19 protein-coding genes and 3 pseudogenes are annotated in these 23,111 nt (G+C 36.3%); 5 read left to right on the forward strand and 17 right to left on the reverse strand.

Features of this window, described 5'->3' with window-relative positions:
- The first annotated feature begins 6 nt into the window (after positions 1–6).
- Complete coding sequence (locus DJ93_RS02950) at positions 7–627, forward strand: TetR/AcrR family transcriptional regulator (RefSeq protein WP_117287887.1); 621 nt, start codon at positions 7–9, stop codon at positions 625–627.
- Between the two features lie 24 nt (positions 628–651).
- Here DJ93_RS02950 and DJ93_RS02955 read toward each other — a convergent pair whose 3' ends face one another.
- From DJ93_RS02955 to DJ93_RS02990, 8 genes are all read right to left on the reverse strand, one after another.
- Positions 652–1,683 carry an oxidoreductase gene (locus DJ93_RS02955; protein ID WP_042979120.1) on the reverse strand — a complete coding sequence of 344 codons (1,032 nt, stop codon included), beginning with the start codon at positions 1,681–1,683 and terminating at the stop codon, positions 652–654.
- A gap of 348 nt (positions 1,684–2,031) precedes the next feature.
- Positions 2,032–4,455, reverse strand: coding sequence for a DNA topoisomerase IV subunit A (gene parC / locus DJ93_RS02960; protein WP_042979121.1), 2,424 nt, complete (start codon positions 4,453–4,455; stop codon positions 2,032–2,034).
- A 1-nt stretch (position 4,456) separates the two neighbouring features.
- Positions 4,457–6,421, reverse strand: a complete 1,965-nt coding sequence (parE, locus tag DJ93_RS02965) for a DNA topoisomerase IV subunit B (protein WP_042979122.1) — start codon at positions 6,419–6,421, stop codon at positions 4,457–4,459.
- Positions 6,422–6,797: 376 nt separating this feature from the next.
- Complete coding sequence (locus DJ93_RS02970) at positions 6,798–7,211, reverse strand: CoA-binding protein (protein WP_042979123.1); 414 nt, start codon at positions 7,209–7,211, stop codon at positions 6,798–6,800.
- A gap of 70 nt (positions 7,212–7,281) precedes the next feature.
- Positions 7,282–8,523 carry a S1C family serine protease gene (locus tag DJ93_RS02975; protein WP_042979124.1) on the reverse strand — a complete coding sequence of 414 codons (1,242 nt, stop codon included), beginning with the start codon at positions 8,521–8,523 and terminating at the stop codon, positions 7,282–7,284.
- A gap of 201 nt (positions 8,524–8,724) precedes the next feature.
- Positions 8,725–9,402, reverse strand: a complete 678-nt coding sequence (locus tag DJ93_RS02980) for a response regulator transcription factor (protein WP_042979125.1) — start codon at positions 9,400–9,402, stop codon at positions 8,725–8,727.
- Between the two features lie 18 nt (positions 9,403–9,420).
- Positions 9,421–9,873 (reverse strand): anaerobic ribonucleoside-triphosphate reductase activating protein, encoded by a 453-nt coding sequence (gene nrdG / locus DJ93_RS02985; protein ID WP_042979126.1) that lies wholly within the window; start codon positions 9,871–9,873, stop codon positions 9,421–9,423.
- Entirely contained in the window at positions 9,870–11,726 is a 1,857-nt protein-coding gene (locus tag DJ93_RS02990) for an anaerobic ribonucleoside triphosphate reductase (RefSeq protein WP_042979127.1), read from the reverse strand. Before DJ93_RS02990 ends, nrdG begins: the two co-directional genes overlap by 4 nt.
- 224 nt (positions 11,727–11,950) lie before the next feature.
- On the opposite strand from DJ93_RS02990, the gene plsY reads away from it, so the two are divergent.
- Positions 11,951–12,547, forward strand: coding sequence for a glycerol-3-phosphate 1-O-acyltransferase PlsY (gene plsY / locus DJ93_RS02995; protein WP_042979128.1), 597 nt, complete (start codon positions 11,951–11,953; stop codon positions 12,545–12,547).
- 109 nt (positions 12,548–12,656) lie between these two features.
- On the forward strand, positions 12,657–12,947 hold the full coding sequence (locus tag DJ93_RS03000) for a HesB/YadR/YfhF family protein (protein WP_042979129.1): 291 nt from the start codon (positions 12,657–12,659) through the stop codon (positions 12,945–12,947).
- A gap of 26 nt (positions 12,948–12,973) precedes the next feature.
- Here the strand turns inward: DJ93_RS03000 and DJ93_RS03005 are convergent, their stop codons facing one another.
- Complete coding sequence (locus DJ93_RS03005; protein WP_042979130.1) at positions 12,974–13,393, reverse strand: acyl-CoA thioesterase; 420 nt, start codon at positions 13,391–13,393, stop codon at positions 12,974–12,976.
- A 111-nt stretch (positions 13,394–13,504) separates the two neighbouring features.
- Here DJ93_RS03005 and DJ93_RS03010 point away from each other — a divergent pair, with 111 nt between their 5' ends.
- Positions 13,505–14,797 carry a glycoside hydrolase family 18 protein gene (locus DJ93_RS03010; protein WP_042979131.1) on the forward strand — a complete coding sequence of 431 codons (1,293 nt, stop codon included), beginning with the start codon at positions 13,505–13,507 and terminating at the stop codon, positions 14,795–14,797.
- 29 nt (positions 14,798–14,826) lie between these two features.
- Here DJ93_RS03010 and tlp read toward each other — a convergent pair whose 3' ends face one another.
- The 6 genes and pseudogenes from tlp to DJ93_RS03045 form a co-directional block, all read right to left on the reverse strand.
- Entirely contained in the window at positions 14,827–15,024 is a 198-nt protein-coding gene (gene tlp, locus DJ93_RS03015) for a small acid-soluble spore protein Tlp (protein ID WP_002172888.1), read from the reverse strand.
- A 190-nt stretch (positions 15,025–15,214) separates the two neighbouring features.
- Positions 15,215–16,584, reverse strand: a pseudogene (locus DJ93_RS29955) (IS1182 family transposase); the annotation flags it as partial.
- A gap of 129 nt (positions 16,585–16,713) precedes the next feature.
- The gene (gene sspN, locus DJ93_RS03030; RefSeq protein ID WP_000527988.1) at positions 16,714–16,848 is read right to left on the reverse strand and encodes an acid-soluble spore protein SspN; all 135 of its coding nucleotides are present in this window, start codon (positions 16,846–16,848) and stop codon (positions 16,714–16,716) included.
- Positions 16,849–16,891: 43 nt separating this feature from the next.
- Entirely contained in the window at positions 16,892–17,035 is a 144-nt protein-coding gene (locus DJ93_RS03035; RefSeq protein WP_042979133.1) for an FbpB family small basic protein, read from the reverse strand.
- A gap of 149 nt (positions 17,036–17,184) precedes the next feature.
- The gene (locus DJ93_RS03040; protein WP_042979134.1) at positions 17,185–18,141 is read right to left on the reverse strand and encodes a 3'-5' exonuclease; all 957 of its coding nucleotides are present in this window, start codon (positions 18,139–18,141) and stop codon (positions 17,185–17,187) included.
- A 109-nt stretch (positions 18,142–18,250) separates the two neighbouring features.
- Positions 18,251–18,826 (reverse strand): redoxin domain-containing protein, encoded by a 576-nt coding sequence (locus tag DJ93_RS03045; protein WP_042979135.1) that lies wholly within the window; start codon positions 18,824–18,826, stop codon positions 18,251–18,253.
- 302 nt (positions 18,827–19,128) lie between these two features.
- Between DJ93_RS03045 and DJ93_RS34985 the strand changes: the two are divergent.
- Positions 19,129–19,240 (forward strand): annotated as a pseudogene (locus DJ93_RS34985) (YmzC family protein); the annotation flags it as partial.
- Positions 19,241–19,247: 7 nt separating this feature from the next.
- On the opposite strand, the pseudogene DJ93_RS29585 reads toward DJ93_RS34985, so the two are convergent.
- Positions 19,248–20,250: pseudogene (locus tag DJ93_RS29585) on the reverse strand (ABC transporter transmembrane domain-containing protein).
- Between the two features lie 78 nt (positions 20,251–20,328).
- Positions 20,329–23,052: an aconitate hydratase AcnA gene (gene acnA / locus DJ93_RS03055; RefSeq protein WP_042979136.1), complete on the reverse strand. Its 2,724-nt coding sequence runs from the start codon at positions 23,050–23,052 to the stop codon at positions 20,329–20,331.
- Positions 23,053–23,111: the final 59 nt, after the last annotated feature.

Genomic DNA, 23,111 nt, shown 5'->3' on the forward strand with positions numbered 1-23,111 from the left:
GATTTCTTGTATATTTTAACTGAGGTGATTGTTTTGAACGGCTTTGAAAAAGTGAAGAAAAAGAAAAAACGCGCCATTAAAGATGCCGCATTCATATTATTTTCAGAACGTGGATTTAATGATGTAAAAATAGAGGATATCGCGAAAGAAGCAAATGTCTCTCAAGTTACAATTTATAACCATTTCGATAGTAAAGAAGCTCTATTTAGAGAGCTCATTCAAGAATTTGCAACAACCGAATTTCAATATTATAAAGAGCTAGCAGCTGAAGATATTCCTTTTCATGAAATGTTACAGAAAATGATTGTAAGAAAGATGGAGAGCGGCGGCTTACTTCATCCTGACATGCTATTGCAAGCCATCCAAAAAGATCAAGAGCTTCGCGAATTCATTTACAATTATCAAAACGAAACAGTCCTTCCATGGTTTTTAAATATATTAGCAGAAGCGCAACTAAAAAATGAAATTAATCCGAACCTCTCAAAGGAAATGATATTACTATACATTCAAATGTTTAGTAAATTAGGCGATGATCTCGGTGTACAGCTTCTTGAAGGAGATCGTGAAAAGCATATACAAGATATTGTAACGATGTTTTTTTATGGTCTTTCTATCCCTAAAAAATAAAAAAGACACGAAATCGTGTCTTTTTTATTTTAATGAAACGACTCTACCAGTTTCACTACTTTCAATTGCCAATTGAATAAGTCTAATAACTTCCAAGCCTTCTTCTGCTGTTACTGGTGGTTTTGCACCAGTTAATATACTATCGCGAATCTCTTTATAATACATTTCATAACAGCCGACTTCTGTTGAGATACGTTCTAACTTGTCTTCTGTTTCTAAAACAGCAAAATTCTCCTCAATATCTATTCCGTAACTACTTTCACCCGGCTTCATACCAGCTTTTAGTTGTTCTTCTTGCGAGTCCATACCGTATTTTACGATAGAACCTTTATCGCCATGAACTGTAAAGTGTGGGCCTGCTTGTTTCACATAACTACTACTATGTAAAATAACACGCTTTACTCCGTAATGAAGTACAATGTGGAAGTAATCATCAATTTCTGCACCTGGTCGTTGTTTTATTACATCTGCACGAATCGCATCTGGTTTACCAAATAAAAATAATGCTTGATCAATTAAATGCGATCCTAAATCATATAAAATACCCGATCCTGGTAAATTCTTCTCTCTCCAGCGATCACGTACATTTGGACGGAAACGATCAAAATGCGCTTCATATGCATACACATTTCCTATTCTTTTTTCCGCTAATAATTTCTTTATCGTTAAGAAATCATTATCAAAGCGACGGTTATGGTACACACTCAAAGCGACATTATGTTTTTTCGCTAAGGAAATAAGTTCTTCTCCTTCTTCTACCGAAACAACGAAAGGCTTTTCCACAACAACGTGCTTCCCATGTAAGAGCGCCTCTTTTACATATGGAAAATGAGTTGTATTTGGTGAAGTAATAACGACAAGATCGATGTCCCCTCGTTTCACTAATTCTTCAATTGTGTTAACAACTTCTACACTTGGTAATGTGTGTTTTACTACTTCTTCTTTTGAAGATACGATGACACGAATATCATATCCACCAATCGTTTGTAATAACGGGATGTGAAATGTTGTACTAGAAAATCCAAATCCTACAATTCCTACACCTATTTTTTTCATATAATCCCTCCATTTATGAGAACGATTTCATTTTATTATTATAGCAAGATTATTTTCATATCCATAACAATTTGCTCGTACATACATGTTAAGTGAAAAGCTTACCGCTCAGGTACACCCAATTCCAGTAAAAAAGCTTGTTTTTTATAAATAAAAAGATCCTTGCTAAATTTAAACTAGCAAGGATCCTTCTCCACTGATCCCGTTATTTGAGGGTAGTAAGACTCCCACCTCAAAACTCAGTGAAAGCAAAGAAGTAAGGTGGGAAATCAACTGCCCGTAAAAGTCCGATTGGTGTGGGCTAATAATCAGTGGGGGATGAAAAAAAACACTGATTAAAGTTTCACTTTATTCCGGTCTTTTCTTCGTCCACGTCTCAATTACTTCACCAGTATCACTCACATCTAATACTAAACTACCGTTACTATACCGGTCTTTATTTCGAAACGCCTTTGGATCGATTTCTTCTACAATTTGTTTCTCTGTTTTCATATAAACTAATTCATCATCTCGAACAATTTCAATACCGACAATGCGGTATGGATTACGTTTTAACTCTTTAAAGATAACGAGACCTCGCTTCGCTCTCGTTGATTTCTCAATTTCCGATGCTTTAATACGTTTAACTGCCCCGCGCTGCGTAACGAGAATCAGTTGATCTTTTTCACCATTTAGCGGTTTACCAGAAGCGACATAGTCATCTTCTTTTAAATTAATTGCTTTTACACCAGCTGCTCTTACACCGACTGGACTTACTTCGTCTTCATTAAAAACAAGTGCATATGCACCATGTGTAGCAAGAACAATGTCACTTGTTCCATCTGTTACAAATATGTCGACAACTTCATCATCTTTTTTCAAGTTTACAGCAACGAACGCTCTTGAATAACGCTGAACTTTATATTGATTTAATTCTGTCTTCTTAATCATACCATTTCGTGTAACAAATACGATAAATCGTTTTTCTTCCTCAAAATTCGATACAACAGTCGCCCAAATTAACGATTCATCTCGCTCAAGCGAAACAATATTAGCAACATGTTGCCCTAAATCTTTCCAACGAATATCTGGCATTTCATATACAGGAAGATAGATATAGTTCCCTTTATTCGTAAATAAAAGAATGGTTTCTGTTGTATTTGTATCGAAGCGCTCAAGTAAGATGTCACCCTCTTTCATACCGAAGTCTTTACCGTTCGATGCATTATGTGAACGCCAGCCAGTTCGTTTCACATATCCTTCTTTCGTTACAGTAACGATGACATCTTCTTGTGGAATCATTACTTCCACATCAATCTTAATTTCTTCAATTTGCTCTTCAATTACGGCACGACGATTATCACTATAGGTTTTCTTTACTCTCTTCAAATCTGTTTTAATAACTTGAAGAAGCCTTTTTTCACTTTGTAAAATCGCCTGTAACTCTGTAATTTTCTTATGAAGCTCATCCGATTCTTTCTCTAGCGCCGTAATATCTGTATTTGTTAAACGATATAATTGCAGAGATACAATTGCTTCTGATTGCGCTTCTGTAAATCCAAATTTCGCACTTAAATTATCTTTCGCATTACGCTTATCTTTAGATGCACGAATTGTTTCAATCACTTCATCTAAAATCGATAATGCTTTCATTAAACCTTCTACAATATGTTGACGATTCTCTGCTTTTCTTAATTCGTATTCAGAACGTCTTGTAACAACTTCTTTTTGATGCCCGATATATGCATCTAAAATCTTTGGTAATGTCATAAGTGTTGGACGACGATTGTTTATCGCTACCATATTAAAGTTGTATGGAATTTGCAAATCGGTATTTTTATATAAATAGTTTAAAATCCCCTCAGCATTTGCCTCTTTTTTCAATTCCACAACGATACGAAGGCCTGTACGATCTGTCTCATCACGGACTTCAGCAATTCCATCTAACTTTTTATCTAGACGCAATTCATCCATTTTCTTAACAAGATTTGCCTTATTTACTTCGTAAGGAATTTCTGTAATAACGATTTGTTGTTTACCACCGCGAATCGTTTCAACTTCTGCTTTTCCGCGAATAATAATTTTTCCTTTTCCTGTTTCATACGCTTTTTTAATTCCATCAATCCCTTGAATAATACCCCCTGTCGGAAAATCAGGTCCTTTCATAACTGTTAATAAATCATCTACAGTACTATTCGGCTTATCAATACGCATCATTGTAGCATCGATTACTTCTCCAAGGTGATGCGGTGGGATTTCCGTTGCATATCCAGCTGAAATCCCGGTTGAACCGTTCACTAGTAAATTCGGGAACATTGCTGGCAGTACGACAGGCTCTTCGCTTGTATCATCAAAGTTTGACACAAATTCTACTGTTTCTTTATCGAGATCACGTAATAATTCAGATGCGATTGGTGATAAGCGTGCTTCCGTATAACGCATTGCCGCTGCTGGATCGCCATCAACACTACCGTTATTTCCATGCATCTCAACTAAAACATTACGTACTTTCCAAGTTTGACTTAAACGTACCATTGCCTCGTATACAGACGAATCACCATGTGGATGGTAGTTACCAATAACGTTACCGACTGTTTTAGCTGATTTACGGAACGCTTTATCATGTACATTTCCTTCTACATACATGGAATATAAAATACGTCTTTGTACCGGTTTTAAACCGTCACGTGCATCTGGAAGAGCACGATCTTGAATAATATATTTACTATAACGTGCAAAGCGATCACCTAACACGTCTTCAAGCGGGAGGTCATGAAACTTCTCTGCTTGCATGTTATTCCACCTCCGTCTCCATAATCATTTCATTTTCTAAAATATTACCTTCTTCTTGCATGCCAAACTGTACATTGCGTTCAATCCATTTACGACGTGGTTCTACTTTATCACCCATCAATGTCGTAACTCGGCGCTCAGCTCTTGCTGCATCATCAATTTTCACACGAATTAACGTACGTGTTTCTGGATTCATCGTTGTTTCCCATAACTGATCAGCGTTCATTTCGCCAAGTCCTTTATAGCGCTGCAACATATAGCCTTTACCGACCTTTTTCGTTACACCATCTAATTCTTCATCTGACCATGCATATTCAATCACTTCGCTTTTCCCTTTTCCTTTACTTACTTTATATAAAGGTGGAAGTGCGATAAATACCTTACCAGCTTCGATAAGTGGTTTCATATAACGATAGAAGAACGTAAGTAATAACACTTGAATATGAGCTCCATCCGTATCCGCATCAGTCATAATAACAACCTTATCATAATTAATATCTTCAACAGCAAATTCATTACCAACGCCGCCGCCAATCGCATAAATAATTGTATTAATCTCTTCATTCTTAAAAATATCAGCGAGCTTTGCTTTTTCCGTATTGATTACTTTACCACGTAGCGGTAAAACCGCTTGGAAACGACGATCTCGTCCTTGTTTCGCAGAACCACCAGCAGAGTCACCCTCTACTAAATATAATTCGTTTTTCTGTGGATTACGTGATTGTGCAGGTGTTAACTTCCCGCTCAAAGTTCCTTCAGAGCGTTTTTTCTTCTTACCAGTACGTGCTTCTTCTCTCGCTTTACGAGCAGCCTCACGCGCCTGTGCTGCTTTAATTGCTTTTTTCGCAAGAAGAGTTGCTACATCCGGATTTTCTTCTAAAAAGTAAGCTAAGTGTTCCGATACAATTGCATCAATTGAAGAACGTGCTTCACTTGTACCTAGTTTCCCTTTCGTTTGACCTTCAAATTGAAGTAAATCTTCCGGTACACGTACAGAAACAATGGCAGCTAATCCTTCACGAATATCTGTACCTTCTAAGTTTTTATCTTTTTCTTTTAATAGAGATACTTTACGAGCATATTCATTGAAAACACGCGTCATAGCTGTTTTGAATCCAGCTTCATGTGTTCCGCCATCTTTCGTACGTACGTTGTTTACAAATGAGAGAATATTTTCTGAATAGCCATCGTTAAATTGAAACGCTAATTCTGCTTCAATTGCGTTTTGTTCACCAGAAAAGTATACAACTGGGTGAATAGAGTCTTTTTCCTCATTTAAATATGAAACGAACGCTTCAATACCTGTTTCATAATGAAAGACGTCTTCCAAATCATTTCTCTCATCTTTTATAGAGATTTTCATTCCTTTTAACAAGAATGCAGATTCACGTAATCTCTCACATAATGTTTCATAATTGTAATTTGTTGTACTGAAAATAGTTGGATCTGGTTTGAAATGCATTGTTGTACCAGACTCTTTCGTTTTCCCAATTTTCTCTAACGTCGTTGCAGGAATACCACCATTTTCAAAACGCTGTTCATATACATTTCCATCGCGCTTAATCGTTACAATTAGCCATTCTGATAAGGCATTTACAACAGATGCCCCAACACCGTGTAAACCACCACTTGTTTTATAACCACCTTGACCAAACTTACCACCAGCATGAAGTACCGTTAAAATAACTTCAGGTGTTGGCTTGCCAAGCTTATGCATTCCCGTAGGCATCCCTCGCCCTTTATCAATAACGCTAATACTATTATCTTTATGTATGATGACAGAAATTTCATCGCCAAATCCCGCTAATGCTTCATCAACGGAGTTATCTACTATTTCGTATACTAAATGATGCAATCCACGGCTGTCCGTGCTCCCGATATACATACCCGGGCGTTTTCGAACGGCTTCAAGTCCTTCAAGCACTTGAATTGCATCTTCATTATATTGGAACTGATGCTTCGCCAAACTCCTTGCCCCTTTCCTAATTAAATCAGAACATACGTTTCTATTATAGAATAACGCCTTACCTATACTTTTGGCAAGTTATCTTATCTCTTTTATATACCATTTTCAATAGAAAAATCCTTGTTTTTTCACAAGGATTCCTCTAGGCTACTATTTCAGAAAAATAATCGTTTGTCAACGAGAAATGGATATGTATTCCAAGATTACACATTCCAAAACTTTATCATTATCCAAATGATAAGTATCCAAAACGGGATAGCTAATAGTAATCCCCAAAAACAGCCTTTAAAAAATCTCATGATGAACACCTCGTTCATCGGCCCCGCTTATGTATAGAGCAAGGGCTGAATCAATCTTTCCATATCTAAAATCTATACTATCTTGTCATCGCATGCTCTACTTTAATACAACGATCCATTATAACAGTATAGTCTTGTTCTTTTAAAAACTTATATGTATCCTCATCCTGTACTCCTAATTGTGCCCAAAAGATATCTGCATCAATCTCTACAAATTCCTTTGCCACATCCATTAAAAATTCAGACCGACGAAACACGTTTACGATATCAACGTGTTCTTTAATATCCTTTAGTGAAGAAACAGCCTTTTCTCCAAGTACCTCATCAACTGTTGGATTTACTGGAATAATACGATACCCCGCATCCTGCATTGCTTTTGAAACCATATATGATGTACGTTCTGGCTTGTCAGATAATCCAACAACCGCGATTGTTTTACTTTCTTTCAGCATTTCACCAATTTCCGTACGAGTTGGGTTTTCGATTGTCATATTTAATCCCTCCTATTCCTTTAGTATATCCGATAAAGAAAGTCTCTTTCAACATGAAAGAGACTTTCTTTTATTGATTCTTAGTAGCTGAATTATCTGCTAAAGTAGCTGTTTTCGTCATTTTTTCACCGTTACGATAAAATGTAACTTCCACTTTCTCGCCAACTTTTTTCTTTTCATATAAATATTTTCGGAATTGAAGTGAATTTTCTATTTTTTGACCATCTAGTGCTACTACAATATCATATTGCGCTAAACCAGCTTTTTCTGCTGGTGAGATTGGATAGATTTTACCTAATACAACACCATTTGTAACTTCTTTTGGTACTTTTAATTGATTTACTGCATAAGCTTGCACATCTTCTAATGAAACTACACCGACTCCAAGGGCTGGTCGTTTCACTACTCCATCTTTTTCAAGCGATTCAATGACTGGTTTTGCGATGTTAATTGGAATTGCAAAGCCAATTCCCTCTACTGATTGTTGAGCTATTTTACTTGAATTAATACCAATTACTTCACCATTTTGATTAAATAATGCCCCGCCACTATTACCTGGGTTAATAGCTGCATCCGTTTGAATTACTTGTGCATTCCAATCCGGGCGTTTATCTCCGTCAATATCCACTGGAATTTCACGTTCTTTACTACTGATGATACCTTCTGTTACACTACCATCAAATCCTAACGGATTACCAATTGCAATTGCTTTTTCACCAGTACGGATTTTACTTGAGTCACCTAAACTTGCAACTTTACTAACATTCGATCCATCAATTTCTACAACAGCTAAATCTAGCCATGGATCTTTCCCAACTAATTTGGCATCTACTTTTTTACCATCACTTAGTTTTACAGCAAGTTTATTAGCTCCCTCTACTACGTGGTTATTTGTTACGATATATGCTTTATTACCCGCTTTTTTATAAATGACACCTGATCCTGTACCAGCTGTTTGTTCCTGACCTGCCTGCTGCATCGCAAATGGATCTACGCTCTGTTGCATATTAATCACACCTACAACAACATCTTTTGCGCCTTCAATCATACCTGGTAAATCAGTTTCGTTTTTTGCTTTATTTACAACTGGAACTACCGTTCCCTCTACTTTTGAATTAGAAGATACAGATGAAACTGCCGCTCCATTATCTTGTATCCATGGCATATAAGGTGCTGCAAAACTAATCGAAACGGCCCCGACTATAGCTCCCACTAAACCTGTGAAAAAATAACCTTTTTTACTTCCTGATTTCCTCAGTTCTTTCGTTTCACTATGCTCTTCATTCAAATTTGGTCCGTCGTAATATCCCATTTTATTTCCCCTCTCTGGTGAATTCGTATTTTCAGTATAGTCACATTTTGTGTCCTTCTTGTGAACTCATCGTGAAATCCAATTAAAAAAATACTCTTATCCATCATTGTAGACAAAAAAACAAAAATTTGTACATGCTATCTACAAAAGAGAGTGTGTATTTGCTATATTTCCAAGTTAAAGTGCATAGTAATTTAAAGACTATTCTTCAAACTTATAACCAACTCGGATGACAGTTCCAATATGCTTCGCCTTATCGCCTAGCTTATTTCTAAGCTTTTTAATATGCGTATCTACAGTTCGATCATCGCCAAAGTAATCATATCCCCATAGCTGATCTAATAAATGTTGACGCGATAACACAATCCCTTTATTCTCCATTAAATATACAAGAAGTTCAAATTCCTTATGTGTCAATATAATTTCTTCTTCGTCTACTAATACCGTTCGAGAAAGTCGATTCACGTCGATTCCAGCCATAGAAAGCACGTTTTCTTCAGCTACTCCTACTGCTCCATCAGCACGTTTTAATAACGTTTTTGCACGAGCTACTAACACTTTCGGGCTAAAAGGTTTCGTTACATATTCATCTGCACCTAGTTCAAAACCTAGCAATGTATCATCTTCATCAGAGCGTGCTGTCAGCATAATAATTGGTACTGCTGACTCTTTTCGAATACGTCTACAAACGGACCAACCATCTATTTCTGGCAACATAATATCTAACATAATTAAATCAATTGTATGTTCAGCAAATAATTCTAACGCTTGTTTTCCATCTTCCGCTTCGATTACCTCAAAACCTTCATTACGAAAATAATCACTCACGATTTCACGTAATCTTCTTTCATCTTCAACAAGTAATACTGTTTTATTCATCTGACCTATCCCGCCTTTTTACTCTTTCAATCGAATAATACGTTGATTGGAGCTTCCGCGAAATGGAAGTGTTAAATCTCTCTTTTCGAGTTCAAATCTTCCATCGACCAAAATATCCCCATAATGTAACAACTCTATCATATCATTATTTTGGGAACTCTGTATCTCTTCTAACGTATAACCTGTGTAAATCCACAAGTTTTTTTTCAAATCTTTCACTGCTTTGGCTACTTTTTTCACTTCAGCAGCTTGAAAAAATGGATCTCCACCTGAAAATGTTACATCAGTTAATGAATTTTTTTCAATCTCTTTCACAATTTCTTGGGCCGTCATTTCTATTCCATTACAAACATTCCAAGATTTCGGATTATGACAACCTATACAACGATGCGGACAGCCCGCAAAAAACACAACTGTCCGCAACCCCTCTCCATCTACTACACTATCATGAATGATGTTCATAACTTTCATTTATGCTTCACCCGATCCGCTTCTTCACTACGCTTCGCACTATTCCACTTTGACATATCTCCTACGAGATACCCCGTTATACGACGAATTCTTTCTATGTTATTTTCATCCTCATTCCCGCAACTTGGACATTCATTTCCAATCACCCCATGATAACCGCAGCACTTACAGCGATCGACTGGATGATTAATGGAACCGTAACCTACTCCGAACTGTGCCATCGCTTGTACAATTTGTTTTAACGCTTTTGGATTATACGCAGCGGCACCATCTAATTCTACATACGTAATATGTCCACCATTACAAAGTGCATGAAACGGTCCTTCTAGACGAATTTTATCAATCACTTTAATGTTGTAATATACGGGTACATGGAATGAATTTGTATAATAATTATGATTTGTTACACCACTAATTATTCCAAATTCTTCTCGATCTTTTTTCACAAACTTCCCTGACAATCCTTCTGCAGGCGTTGCAATTAACGAAAAGTTGAGGTTATGTTCTTCTGTTGCTTCATCCATTTTCCTTCTCATAAAAGTAACGATTTCACGTCCAAGACTCCACGATTCTGTATCTTCTCCATGGTGTTTCCCTGTTAAAGCTACTAAACATTCCGCAAGACCGATAAAGCCTATACTTAGCGTTCCTTGTTTTAAAATATTTGCAACAGAATCTTCTGGTTGTAACTTTTCTCCACCACGCCATACTCCTTGTGAATATAAAAACTGAAAATCTCTTGCCTTTTTTGTACATTGATAGGAAAATCTTTCCAATAATTGTTCAACCCCAAGATCTACATAATAATTTAACACTTCAAAAAAAGCTTCTTTTGAACTGCTAATTAGCGCGAGTTTCACTAAGTTGATCGATGTAAAGGATAAGTTACCTCTTCCAATCGCCGTTTCTTCACCATGAATGTTAGACATAACACGCGTTCGACATCCCATATAACATACTTCACTTTCAGGGCGACCGTCATAATGCATCGCATTAAACGGAGCATCTAAAAATGAAAAGTTAGGAAATAATCGTTCAGCTGTCGTTTCTAATGCTAATTCAAATAAATCATAGTTTGGATCACTGTCCTCAAAGTTGACACCTTTTTTGAGCTTAAAAATTTGAATTGGGAAAATCGGGGTCTCCCCTTTTCCTAGTCCAGCTTGCGTTGCTCGTAACAATTGCTTAATTAAGAGTCTTCCTTCTCTTGAGGTATCTGTCCCGTAATTGATAGAAATAAACGGAACTTGTCCACCACCTCGGCTATGCATACTATTTGAATTATGGATAAAAGCTTCACAGGCTTGATACGTATCATTTTCTGTTTCCTTCCATGCAAACTCTTCTATTTGCTCTTTCGTTAACGGATAGGAAGCTAATCTTTTCTTATTTCGCTCAAAAGTTTTTCTTACATACGGGGATAAATCCATGTCAAACAATGCGAATGATTGACCACCATGCTGCATATTTTGATTCGCTTGAAAAATAATAGAAGAAAGAGCTAATGCACTTTTAATATCTTGTGGCTGTCTCATATGCCCGTGCCCCGTATGAAAACCGTCCGCAAGCATTTGCGCTAATGGAATTTGTGAACAAGTTGTCGTACCTGTCGCATAAAAATCTAAATCATGTGGATATAATATATTTTGATTCATTGCTTTTTTCACTTGATCTGATAAAAGCTTTTCTACCGCATAATATTTTGCACTCTCAGATGCGAACGTTCCCATCATTCCCATTGGAGACCGTCCATCTACATTTGCATTTTCTTGTATTAAGTCTTGTTCATTGCCATGGACAATTGCCCCAAAAATCCCCATTAATTTTTCTCCATACACACTTTGATTCAACATTTGTAACCCTCCATCAATATCTTGTTATCTTTTTTATAAATGATACTACATATAGTTATATTGGTTTTGTGAAAAATGTAACATTACTGTGAAAACTTTTTTAAGAAATAATGAATTTTTCATTTATAAAAAAGAAATGTGCTCTTTACAAATGTATGGTACAATATACGGGAAAAACTCTTTTTACCCTTTATCAACACATTTGAATAAAGGAGACTGAACTTATGCTTATTACATATCTTTTATTTATCGTTGCCTATTTACTCGGCTCGATTCCATTTGCACTTGTTGTTGGAAAAGTTGGTTATGGAATCGACATTCGCGAGCATGGAAGCGGTAATTTAGGCGGGACAAACACATTCCGTACGCTAGGGAAAAAAGCAGGTTTTATCGTTACAATTGCTGACATTTTAAAGGGTACGTTGGCAACAGGCCTGCCTCTTATTTTTGGATTAGATGTTCATCCTCTATGGTTTGGATTAGCGGCTGTTCTTGGACATGTATATCCGATTTTTGCAAAATTCCGTGGGGGAAAAGCAGTAGCAACTTCTGCTGGAGTACTTTTATGCTATTCACCAGTTGTTTTTGTAATATTAGCTGTTGTCTTCTTTACCCTTTTATTTTCGACGAGATACGTATCACTTTCTTCTATGGTAACAGCAGTTATAGCTGTTATCGCATCAATTATTAACGGGGATAAAATCTTCATTATTGCGATGTGTTTATTAGCTGGTATGGTTATTTATAGACACCGTGCAAATATTGGACGAATTATAAATAAAACTGAACCGAAAGCGAACTTTTCAAAAAAGCAAAAATAAGATTGTGACCCACATAACGCAAAAAGAAAACGCGAAGCATATTAATAGCGTCTTTTTGCGTTATTTTCTATACTAAAAGGAAAAGCAACATAATTTGGAGGAACTATACATGAATCTTTCTGTAACAAAAGAAGCAGCACAATGGTATAAAAATGAACTAAACTTACAATCAGGCGATACACTACGCTTTTTCGTACAATATGGTGGTTGCAGTACTGTGCAAAAAGGGCTTTCTTTAGGCATACGTAAAGATGATCCTGCACATCCTGCTGTTCAAGTTCAAGAAGAAGGTATTAACTTCTTTATTGAAGGCGATGACGAATGGTTCTTCGATGGACATGATTTATTAGTTACATTTAACGATAGCGATGATTTCCCGCAATTTAATTACGAAAAATAAAAAAGCGTGGCTGTCGCCACGCTTTTTTATTTCTTCTTAATTTCCTCATATTTCGCATACCACTCAGGATATAATTTTTTAAAGGATACAGGACGGAATCCTTCTTTCTTCGCACAAATATTCGTTGTCGTTGCTGTAATACAAAGTTCACCATCGCCGTTATAAATTTCATATCCGTATATAACACGAAGCGGACTCACTGAATCAATCCATGTTTTCACGATTGCCTTTTCTCCATAACGCATCGCTTTACGGTATGAAATTTGCAAATCTAACACCGGAGAAATTACTCCTTCTTTCTCCATTTCAATATATGAAAATCCTAATTCTTGTATTAATTTCGTACGACCAAGTTCCAGCCATACTAAATAATTTGAATGGTAAACAACACCCATTTGATCTGTTTCCGCATAGCGGATCTCAATTTCATGTTCTGCTACAAACATATCGTAATCTCCTTCTTTCACTTCTGATCCCTTGCATACATTTAATCATAATACAGAGAAATCAAAAATAAAATAGAAACAGTGGATCTTTTTATTGAAAGGAGCAAGCACATGATTCAAATTATAACCGTTCGCAGCGGCGATAGTGTATATAGCTTAGCATCAAAATATGGTACTACACCTGAAGAAATTGTAAAAGATAATGGACTCAATCCAGCTGAAACACTTGTTGTTGGGCAGGCACTTATCGTCAATACGAGAGGCAACAATTATTACGTGCAACCTGGTGACAGTCTTTATCGTATTTCTCAAACCTATAATGTTCCTCTCGCTAGCCTAGCTAAAGTTAACAATCTTTCATTAAAATCCATTCTTCATGTCGGACAACAGCTGTACGTGCCGCAAGGATCCAAACGAACAATCGAATCAATCGCTTACTTGCAACCTTCTACAGTACCAATAAAAGAAAGCTTGGTAAGCGCTACACGCGCAATCAATCCATACTTAACATATTTAGCCTATTTCAGCTTTGAACCGAAGAGAGATGGCACTTTAAAAGAACCAACTGATACAGCTAGAATTGCAGAAATTGCGACGCAAGGTAAGACTATTCCTATGCTCGTTATTACAAATATTGAAAATGGCAACTTTAGTGCTGAATTAGCTTCTATCTTATTACGAAATGCGACCATCCAAAACAAATTCATCACAAATATTTTACAAACAGCTGAAAAGTATGGCATGCGTGATATTCATTTTGATTTCGAAAACGTTGCCCCTGAAGATCGCGAGGCATACAATCGTTTTTTACGAAATGTAAAAACAAGATTACCTGAAGGGTATACATTAAGTACAACACTTGTACCGAAAACCAGCTCGAAACAGAAAGGAAAGTTTTTTGAAGCACATGATTACAAAGCGCAAGGACAAATCGTTGATTTTGTTGTCATTATGACATACGACTGGGGGTGGCAAGGTGGACCACCGATGGCAATTTCCCCAATCGGTCCTGTAAAACAAGTAATCCAATATGCAAAATCACAAATGCCACCGCAAAAAATTATGATGGGGCAAAATTTATACGGATTTGACTGGAAACTCCCATTTAAGCAAGGGAACCCACCAGCAAAGGCAATTAGTTCTGTTGCAGCTGTTGCACTTGCTCGTAAATATAATGTTCCAATTCGTTACGATTTCACTGCTCAAGCTCCTCATTTTCATTACTTTGATGAAAATGGTGTACAACATGAAGTCTGGTTTGAAGATGCAAGATCCGTTCAAAGTAAATTTAATTTAATGAAAGAACAAGGTATACGAGGAATTAGCTATTGGAAAATCGGGCTACCTTTTCCACAAAATTGGCGTTTACTCGTTGAAAACTTTACTATTACAAAAAAGGGCTGACTTTTGTCAGCCCTTTTTTGCACACTCTGTTAAGATTCATCTTTAATTTCACTTTTTAATGAATCAATACTTTCTAAACGTCTTTGGTTTTTCGCTTCAATTGCAGCACGATCTTTTTCATTAGAAAGTTCCGCTGTTTCTTTTGCCTCATTAAAATTATCAATCGTATTTTGTACCATTTCTTGCAATTTTTCAGCATTGTCACTTCGATTGTCTGGATTTGGCATGTAATTCCCTCCTAATTATATATACATACCATCTTAAATTCCCCATATCCCCTCAAATTTATACATAAAAAAGGAGAATGAAACATTCTCCTTTTCTCAGAGTGTTTGGAAACCCTTTAGGGTTTCCTACACTCTGGAATGTATGAATTCTGAAATTCGTACAAAATAGTAATACATGATAAAAACACAAAAAATAGCCCTTCACCTGACCCTTTTTGGTCAGGTGAAGGGCTATTTTTTTCATGTTTTGGCAGGCTGCAGTGAGATAGGCCTGCATTTGGACATACTTCACCCCTCGAAACCGGGCATACCGATAGCCATGTAGTTCTTTGGCATCCGCAAAACTCCGCTCAATTGTAGAACAGCGTACTTTATATAGCTTTTTACCCGTACTTGTTAATTTGTTTTTTCTTGCGATATCTTTATATTCTTCCCAAATATGATGCGTAATGACTTTTTGTTTTTGTTTCTCTGAGAAACATTTATCACGCAATGGACAAACGGCACAATCTGTTGGATTAGATTTATATTGACGGTATCCTTCTCGATCCGTTGTCGCATATTCTAAAATACATCCCATTGGACAGGCAAATACGTCTGTTTCTTCTTCATATTTAAATTGACTTTTTGGTACTTCTTTATTCCGTTTTCCAAATCGGCGATACCCCATCACCATAAATATATTCTGTTCTGATAATTTCTTACAGATATAACCTGTAAAATAACCGGCATCAAGTGCTACAGCTTCAACTTCGAATCCAAATTTATCAATTTGAGCTTGGAGGCGTGCTAAATACGGCTCGGAATCCGCTACATTTCCAGCCGTTATATAGGTATCTGTAATCACATTGTACTTCGCATCAGTCGTACGATGATCTAAGAAATGAAAACCGTTCGGTTTTCCATCCCTCATTAAAAAGCCACTATCTGGATCAGTTGTACTTATACGAATTTTTTTAGTAGGGGTATCACTTTCCTTTCTAGGTTTTAATTCTTTTTTTCATGAGCTTCACGATCTTCCATAACCGCAGCCTCTAGTTCCTCTATATAAAACTTTGGCTTTTCTTTTTTAAATTTATGTACAAATTTATTTTTATTGGCATTCGCTTTAATGTGCGTAGAATCTGTCATCAAGGCACGTCCTCCCACCATACGGTGTTCCGTCGCTTGACGTACAATTTCATCAAAGATTTCTTCAAATATATTTGTATGAATAAAGCGCGTACGGCGATTCCAGCTGATGGTAGAATGATTTGGAATTGGATCTGATAGGGAAAATCCTAAAAACCAACGGTAAGCAATATTGGTTTTAATCTCTTTTTCTAGTTGACGTTCTGAGCGAATACCGTAAAAATATCCAATAAACATCATCTTAAATAAAACGATTGGATGAATAGAAGGACGTCCATTATTTTCACAGTAATAGGGGCGTAACTTCTCTTCAATAAAATCAAAGCTGATTGTAGCTTCAATCGCACGAAGAAAATGGTCTTGTGGAACTAATTCTTCTACAGAAACTGATACACGTTCATCACGATGATTTTTTAATGCACCCATCATAAAAAACCTCTCCTTTTCCTCTTTTTTATCAGTGTTGACACATAAAAAGAGGTTCAGACACAAAACAAGGCTGTGGAGAAGACTTTCTCCACAGCCTGAAAAAAGGAGAATGAAACATTCTCCTTTTCTTTAACCGTTATCAACTATTGGTTGCTTTCCAGTTTGGTCTTGCATTTGCTTCCCTTTATTTCCACCAGCTTTTTTCGATTGCGTTCCAATTTGATTTGGTGCAAAGTCTTTTGAATTCTTTTTTGGATTACCCATAACTATCGCCTCCTTATCACTAGTATCATACTAGCGATAAGAATTATTCAGCTTGCTTAAAAAGTTGCATTTCATAGCGCTTTTCAATACGTTCTTCAATTCGATCGATTGCTTCGCGATCACCTAATAATTGCTGCTTGTTTTCCTTAACAAGTTCTTCAAACGATTTCCGGCGATTTCTTCTCATGTTGCTCACCCTTTCTCCTTCGCTTTCTTACTATGTAGTATAAGCAAATGAAAAACTCTTTAATCAGATTTGTGAGAAAATTTTATGTTTTGGTACATCAACATTAAAAAAACCCCATGCATAACGTCTGTGCATGGGATTTACTATATTCAATTCATAATACTTAAATATTTATTTATTTCTTCATCTGCATTCGCTTTGTTCTCTTTATACTCATTCAGTGCTTGCAACACCAAATCGTACTCATTCACAATATAACTTTCCAACTTTATAAACTCCTCTAAGCTGTCAATCATAATTCTTGTGACACCTATTTCACCTTTCAAAGCAGGCTCACATGTTAAATTCGTGCATATTTCACTTACTTCTTCTTCCGTTTTTTCTGTTAACACATATTTTTTCCTTCCCTTTACCTTCAACCTTACAATTGGATAAAAAGCTTTTATATCTAAATAACTTCCAACATTCACATAGCGAATCCATTCTATATCACGATTGTTTTTCACAAGCATTTCCTTTATCGCTTCATATATCGCTATTTCATCTAGCAATTTTTTCTTCACTTTCTTTTTTCCTTCTTCTTCAATCGCTGCACATTTTCGATAAACTGCTGCACATGTAATACAATCGTCAAGTGCATTATGAGAACTTAAACGAATTCCAAGCATTCGCTTTAAAGTTTCAAGCTTATGATTAGGAGCATGTTTCATATATTTTTTTGCCAAAAACACGGTATCAATAACTTTATTTTTAGGATCTGGTAATCTAAGCATATTTACATTGCTCTTTAAAAAACGCATATCAAAAGAAGCATTATGTGCAATAATAGTATTTTGGCCTATAAAAGCTAAAAATAACGGCAATACTTCTTGAATTGTTGGTGCGTCTGAAACACGATAATTTGTAATACCTGTTAAACTTGTAATTCGGCCTGGAATTGGGCGCTCTGGATTTACAAATGAAACAAATTGATCAACCAATTCATGGTTCTGATATTTCACTGCTGCCACTTGGATAATTCTGTCATTATACGGATTAAATCCTGTTGTTTCAAAATCAATTACAATGTAATCTTCTGGTAAGGATACATATTCCACAACATACACTCCTCAATCTATTATTGTCGTTCAGATTTCTTTTATCATATCATGAACAATCTATCCCATGAAAAAGAAAAGGCAGAGATAGCGGTTACGTATCTCTGCCTTCTTCCTTTTATTTTAGCCTTGCTACTCGTTTCTCCATCTCTTTTTGTGTCATTGGACCAATGAACTTATCTTGAATGACACCTTTTGTATCAATAAAATAGGAAGTTGGAATGGTAATTACTTTATATGTCGTTGTTACATTTATCTCCTTATCCAATAAAATTGGGAAAGTAACCCCTTTTTCCTTCACAAATTTATTTATTTTCTCTTCCCCATTTCCACCTTCAGAAGGTGTATAATTGACAGCCAAAATTTCTACATTATCTTTATGTTTTTTGTAGAAAGCCTCCATATCAGGCATTTCTTGCTGACAAGGCCCACACCACGTTGCCCAAAAATTTAAAATAACTGTCTTACCCTTTAAATCCGATAACTTTACCTTAGTTCCATCCAATTTTGTTAACTCAAAATTGGGTGCAACCTTCCCTACTTCAATCCCATTCTTTGCAATTACCTCTTTCATTGCAGCTTCACTTTTCGCCTGATCTTCTATTACTTGCTTGTCATTTTTACCGAATTGTTCATACGCTGCATATCCAGCTAAACAAAGTAACACTACAATAATGGTAAGCTTTCGCCACATATACATCATCCTTACTTGTTTATCTTGTTCTGCCATCATCCATTAAAATAAAAATCATATTTATACCTTATTTTAGCTTATACGGACATGCTTGGAAATATTCACATTCAAAATAGTTAGAATATTTGACGATTAAATGAAATTTTCACCATTTTATCATTTAATTAGAAATGAGTTTTCAATTCCAAGAAAGTCGACTAAATATATTAATGAAGTGATATTTATATTACAATTACTCATTCACCCCTTTACTTTTATTTTCGTAACTTTACCTTTGCTCTCTATTCTTTTCAGTGCTTTACTCTATAAAAATATTCAAAAAGAATCCAGATACTAATAAAGTTACTTTACGTAAAAGAGTTTAATACTGAAAATCCTGAAGCATATGAATATCAATTAAATAAAGCTCAATAAACATTCCTTATATATGCATTTCATGAAATAAAGAATTTCGACTTACTAGCTCGTGAGGTGTTCCACATTGCACGATAACACCTTTTTTCATTACGATAACACGGTCTGCTATCATCGCCTTCTCTATATCATGCGTCGTTACAACTCTCGTTGCGTTTCTTCCTAGACCTTCAATCATATTCCAAACAATATGTTGATTACTCGGGTCTAATCCTGCCGTTGGTTCATCTAAAACAATAAAGTTAGGATTCGGTACAATTGCTCTCCATAACGCAAGACGTTTCCTTTCTCCCCCAGAAAACTCTTCACCATTTTTCTTTTCCCAAACTTCTTAAATCTTGAATCCCTTTTACAAATTGAGATATCGTTTCTACAACACTTGAATGATTTTTTTGAGCTATACTTGCTAGTTTTCTTGTCTTCTTCGTCATAAACATTGGAATAATCGCGCTCAAAATTAAAAATGGAATAACCCACCATATAAACTGTGTATCAATATGTCGAAAAGCTATTAATGCTCCAATAAATTGCGCAATAGCATGAATGTATTCCACTAGTGTAGATCCATATAACTTGACCCAATTTGGTATATCAGAGACGACTAATGTTTCTAACTCTCCTTGTTTCACCCTCTCACTCTCTTCAAATGGCAATGATAAAAAGTGACGTAACAATTCCATACGTTTTGTTTGTAATATACGTTGGCTCGTCTTTGCACTTATATAGTCAAACAAAAGCGTATTCGTCCATGCCATAAATCTACTTGCCACAAATAAGGAAACGCATATATACACTTCCTTTAAACTCCCCTGAATAAGCCGGTCCACAATTACACCCATTAACAACGTTCTAGATAAATTCATTACAGCAGCAAAAATCCCGTTATATAACGCAGTAATAAGCAATACCTTTTCTTGTAACAACGGTAATAGAATTCTTTTATACTCATTCATTATTATTCCTCCAGTTTTCATAATAAAAGAAAAGGGATGAAACCATTTTGGTTTCATCCCTTTCCTCTGTACATTAAATGAGGAAGCTAACATTTGTCAGCTTCCTCATTTCTATTTCACAACTCATTTAGTCATTTAGTTTGATACTTTAGATTCTTCAATTTTCTCACGAAGAACCATTTGTAAAATACCACCGTGACGGTAGTAGTCAATTTCAACTTCACTATCGAAACGAGCTACTACTTCAAATTGTTTTTCGTTGCCTTCCGAATCGATTGCAACTACTTTTACAAGATCGCGTGGTCTAACTGTTTTGTCAATTTGAATTTCAAATGACTCGTTACCAACAAGACCTAATGTCTCAGCACTTTCGCCATCTTTAAATTGAAGTGGTAATACACCCATTAACACTAAGTTACTACGATGAATACGCTCGAAGCTTTCTGCGATAACTGCTTTAATACCTAATAAGTTTGTACCTTTCGCAGCCCAGTCACGAGAACTTCCCATACCGTAGTCTTTACCAGCAACAACTAGAAGGCCTGTGCCATCTTCTTTATATTTCATAGCAGCATCATAGATAGATGTTACTTCACCAGTTGGCCAATATGTTGTATATCCGCCTTCTGTTCCTGGTGCGATTTGGTTTTTAATACGAATATTCGCGAATGTACCACGCATCATAACTTCATGGTTACCACGACGAGAACCGTAAGAGTTAAAGTCAACTGGTTGTACGCCGTTTTCTAATAAGTAGCGTCCAGCTGGTGTATGCTTACCAATTGAACCTGCTGGTGAAATGTGGTCTGTCGTTACAGAATCACCAAATTTACCAACTACGCGTAAACCTGATAACGTTTCAACTTCACCTGGCTCTTTAGATAAACCTTCAAAGAATGGTGGGTTTTGAATATAAGTTGAATCATTATCCCAAGTATATAAAGCTTCGTTTGAAGTTTGGATTTCATTCCAACGCTCATTGCTATTAAATACTTGCGCATATTCTTTTTTGAACAGTTCAGATGTAACAACACTTTGAACTACATCTTCAATTTCTTTAGCTGATGGCCAAATGTCGTTGAAGTAAACAGCATTGCCATTTGCATCTTTACCGATTTCATCATTTTTCAGGTCAATATCAACAGTACCTGCAAGTGCATATGCCACAACAAGTGGTGGTGATGCTAAGTAGTTCGCTTTTACAAGCGGATGAATACGACCTTCAAAGTTACGGTTACCAGATAAAACAGATGTTACTAATAAATCGTTTGCTGCGATTGCTTCTTCTAATTCCTCTGCTAACGGACCAGAGTTACCGATACAAGTCGTACAGCCGTAACCAACTGTTTGGAAACCTAATTGATCTAAATATGTTGTTAATCCAGACTTATCTAAGTACTCTGTAACAACTTTAGATCCTGGTGCTAATGATGTTTTTACGTAATCAGGTACTTTAAGTCCTTTTTCAATTGCTTTCTTCGCAACTAGACCTGCCCCAATTAATACGTATGGGTTTGATGTATTTGTACAGCTTGTAATTGCAGCGATTGCAATTGCACCTGTTTTCATCGTTACTTCTTTATCTTCTAATGTAACCTTCACTTCTTTATCGAACTCTTGCTCATTAAATCCAAGTCCTTGTGTTCCAACTGGTGCTACAACAGCTTTGTGGAACGCATCTTTCATATCTGAAAGTGGAATTAAATCTTGTGGGCGTTTCGGTCCAGAAAGGTTAGATTCGATTGTATTTAAATCAATTTCAACAAGATCAGTGTAAATTGGATCTTTACTGTCTGCTGTATAGAATAAACCGTTCGCTTTACAATATTCTTCAACAACGCGAATTTGCTCTTCATCTCTACCTGTTAAACGTAAGTATTCTAATGAAATATCGTCGATTGGGAAGAATCCACAAGTTGCGCCGTATTCTGGTGCCATATTTGAAATTGTTGCACGGTCAGCTAGAGGCATGCTCTTTAGTCCATTACCGAAGAACTCAACGAATTTACCAACTACACCTTTTTGACGTAATACTTGTGTTACTTTTAATGCAACGTCAGTTGCTGTTGTACCACTTGGAAGTGTACCAGTTAATTTCACACCGATTACTTCAGGTACTGGGAAATATGAAGGCTGTCCAAGCATTCCTGCTTCCGCCTCAATACCGCCAACACCCCATCCAAGAACACCTATACCGTTAATCATTGTTGTATGAGAGTCTGTTCCCACTAATGAATCAGGGTATGCAACTAATTCACCTTCAGCATTTTTCACCGCGTGAACGACTGGAGCTAAATATTCAAGGTTTACTTGGTGTACAATACCTGTTGCTGGTGGAACTGCACGATAGTTATCAAATGATTTTTGTGCCCAGCTTAAAAATTTATAACGTTCTTCATTACGTTTAAATTCTAAGTCCATGTTGAATGCAAGCGCGTCTGCCGTACCCGCTCTATCAACCTGTACAGAATGATCAATTACAAGATCTACAGTAATTTCAGGATTAATTTTGTCAGGATCTCCACCCATGTCTGCCATTGCTTTTCGAAGTGAAGCCAGATCAACAACAGCTGGAACACCTGTGAAGTCTTGTAAAATTACGCGAGAAGGTTTGAATGGAACATCGATATCTTGAACATCTTTCGTTCCCCACTTCGCTAAATTTGTAACATGCTCTTCTGTAATTACACGCCCATCAACTTGACGAAGTACAGATTCAAGTAAAACTTTAACGGAATACGGTAATTGAGATACGTTGCCAACCCCTGCATTTTCAAGCGCTTTCAATTGATAATAATGATACGTCTTTCCATCTAATTCAAATGTTGCACGTGATCGAAATGGATTATGTTTGACCATTATGTTTCCCCCCTGTTAAACGTGACTGAGTTGTCTGAATATAAAATGTAGACAAACTT

This window comes from Bacillus clarus (genome assembly GCF_000746925.1).
Lineage (GTDB): Bacteria > Bacillota > Bacilli > Bacillales > Bacillaceae_G > Bacillus_A > Bacillus_A clarus.

Excerpts from the sequence above, each read along its gene's own strand:
- DJ93_RS02955 (WP_042979120.1), bottom strand. The coding sequence starts at position 1,683 with ATGAAAAAAATAGGTGTAGGAATTGTAGGATTTGGATTTTCTAGTACA.
- parC (WP_042979121.1), bottom strand. The coding sequence starts at position 4,455 with ATGCAAGCAGAGAAGTTTCATGACCTCCCGCTTGAAGACGTGTTAGGT.
- DJ93_RS02970 (WP_042979123.1), bottom strand. The coding sequence starts at position 7,211 with ATGACAATCGAAAACCCAACTCGTACGGAAATTGGTGAAATGCTGAAA.
- DJ93_RS02975 (WP_042979124.1), bottom strand. The coding sequence starts at position 8,523 with ATGGGATATTACGACGGACCAAATTTGAATGAAGAGCATAGTGAAACG.
- DJ93_RS02980 (WP_042979125.1), bottom strand. The coding sequence starts at position 9,402 with ATGAATAAAACAGTATTACTTGTTGAAGATGAAAGAAGATTACGTGAA.
- nrdG (WP_042979126.1), bottom strand. The coding sequence starts at position 9,873 with ATGAAAGTTATGAACATCATTCATGATAGTGTAGTAGATGGAGAGGGG.
- DJ93_RS02990 (WP_042979127.1), bottom strand. The coding sequence starts at position 11,726 with ATGTTGAATCAAAGTGTGTATGGAGAAAAATTAATGGGGATTTTTGGG.
- plsY (WP_042979128.1), top strand. The coding sequence starts at position 11,951 with ATGCTTATTACATATCTTTTATTTATCGTTGCCTATTTACTCGGCTCG.
- DJ93_RS03000 (WP_042979129.1), top strand. The coding sequence starts at position 12,657 with ATGAATCTTTCTGTAACAAAAGAAGCAGCACAATGGTATAAAAATGAA.
- DJ93_RS03005 (WP_042979130.1), bottom strand. The coding sequence starts at position 13,393 with ATGTTTGTAGCAGAACATGAAATTGAGATCCGCTATGCGGAAACAGAT.
- DJ93_RS03010 (WP_042979131.1), top strand. The coding sequence starts at position 13,505 with ATGATTCAAATTATAACCGTTCGCAGCGGCGATAGTGTATATAGCTTA.
- tlp (WP_002172888.1), bottom strand. The coding sequence starts at position 15,024 with ATGCCAAATCCAGACAATCGAAGTGACAATGCTGAAAAATTGCAAGAA.
- sspN (WP_000527988.1), bottom strand. The coding sequence starts at position 16,848 with ATGGGTAATCCAAAAAAGAATTCAAAAGACTTTGCACCAAATCAAATT.
- DJ93_RS03035 (WP_042979133.1), bottom strand. The coding sequence starts at position 17,035 with ATGAGAAGAAATCGCCGGAAATCGTTTGAAGAACTTGTTAAGGAAAAC.
- DJ93_RS03045 (WP_042979135.1), bottom strand. The coding sequence starts at position 18,826 with ATGTGGCGAAAGCTTACCATTATTGTAGTGTTACTTTGTTTAGCTGGA.
- acnA (WP_042979136.1), bottom strand. The coding sequence starts at position 23,052 with ATGGTCAAACATAATCCATTTCGATCACGTGCAACATTTGAATTAGAT.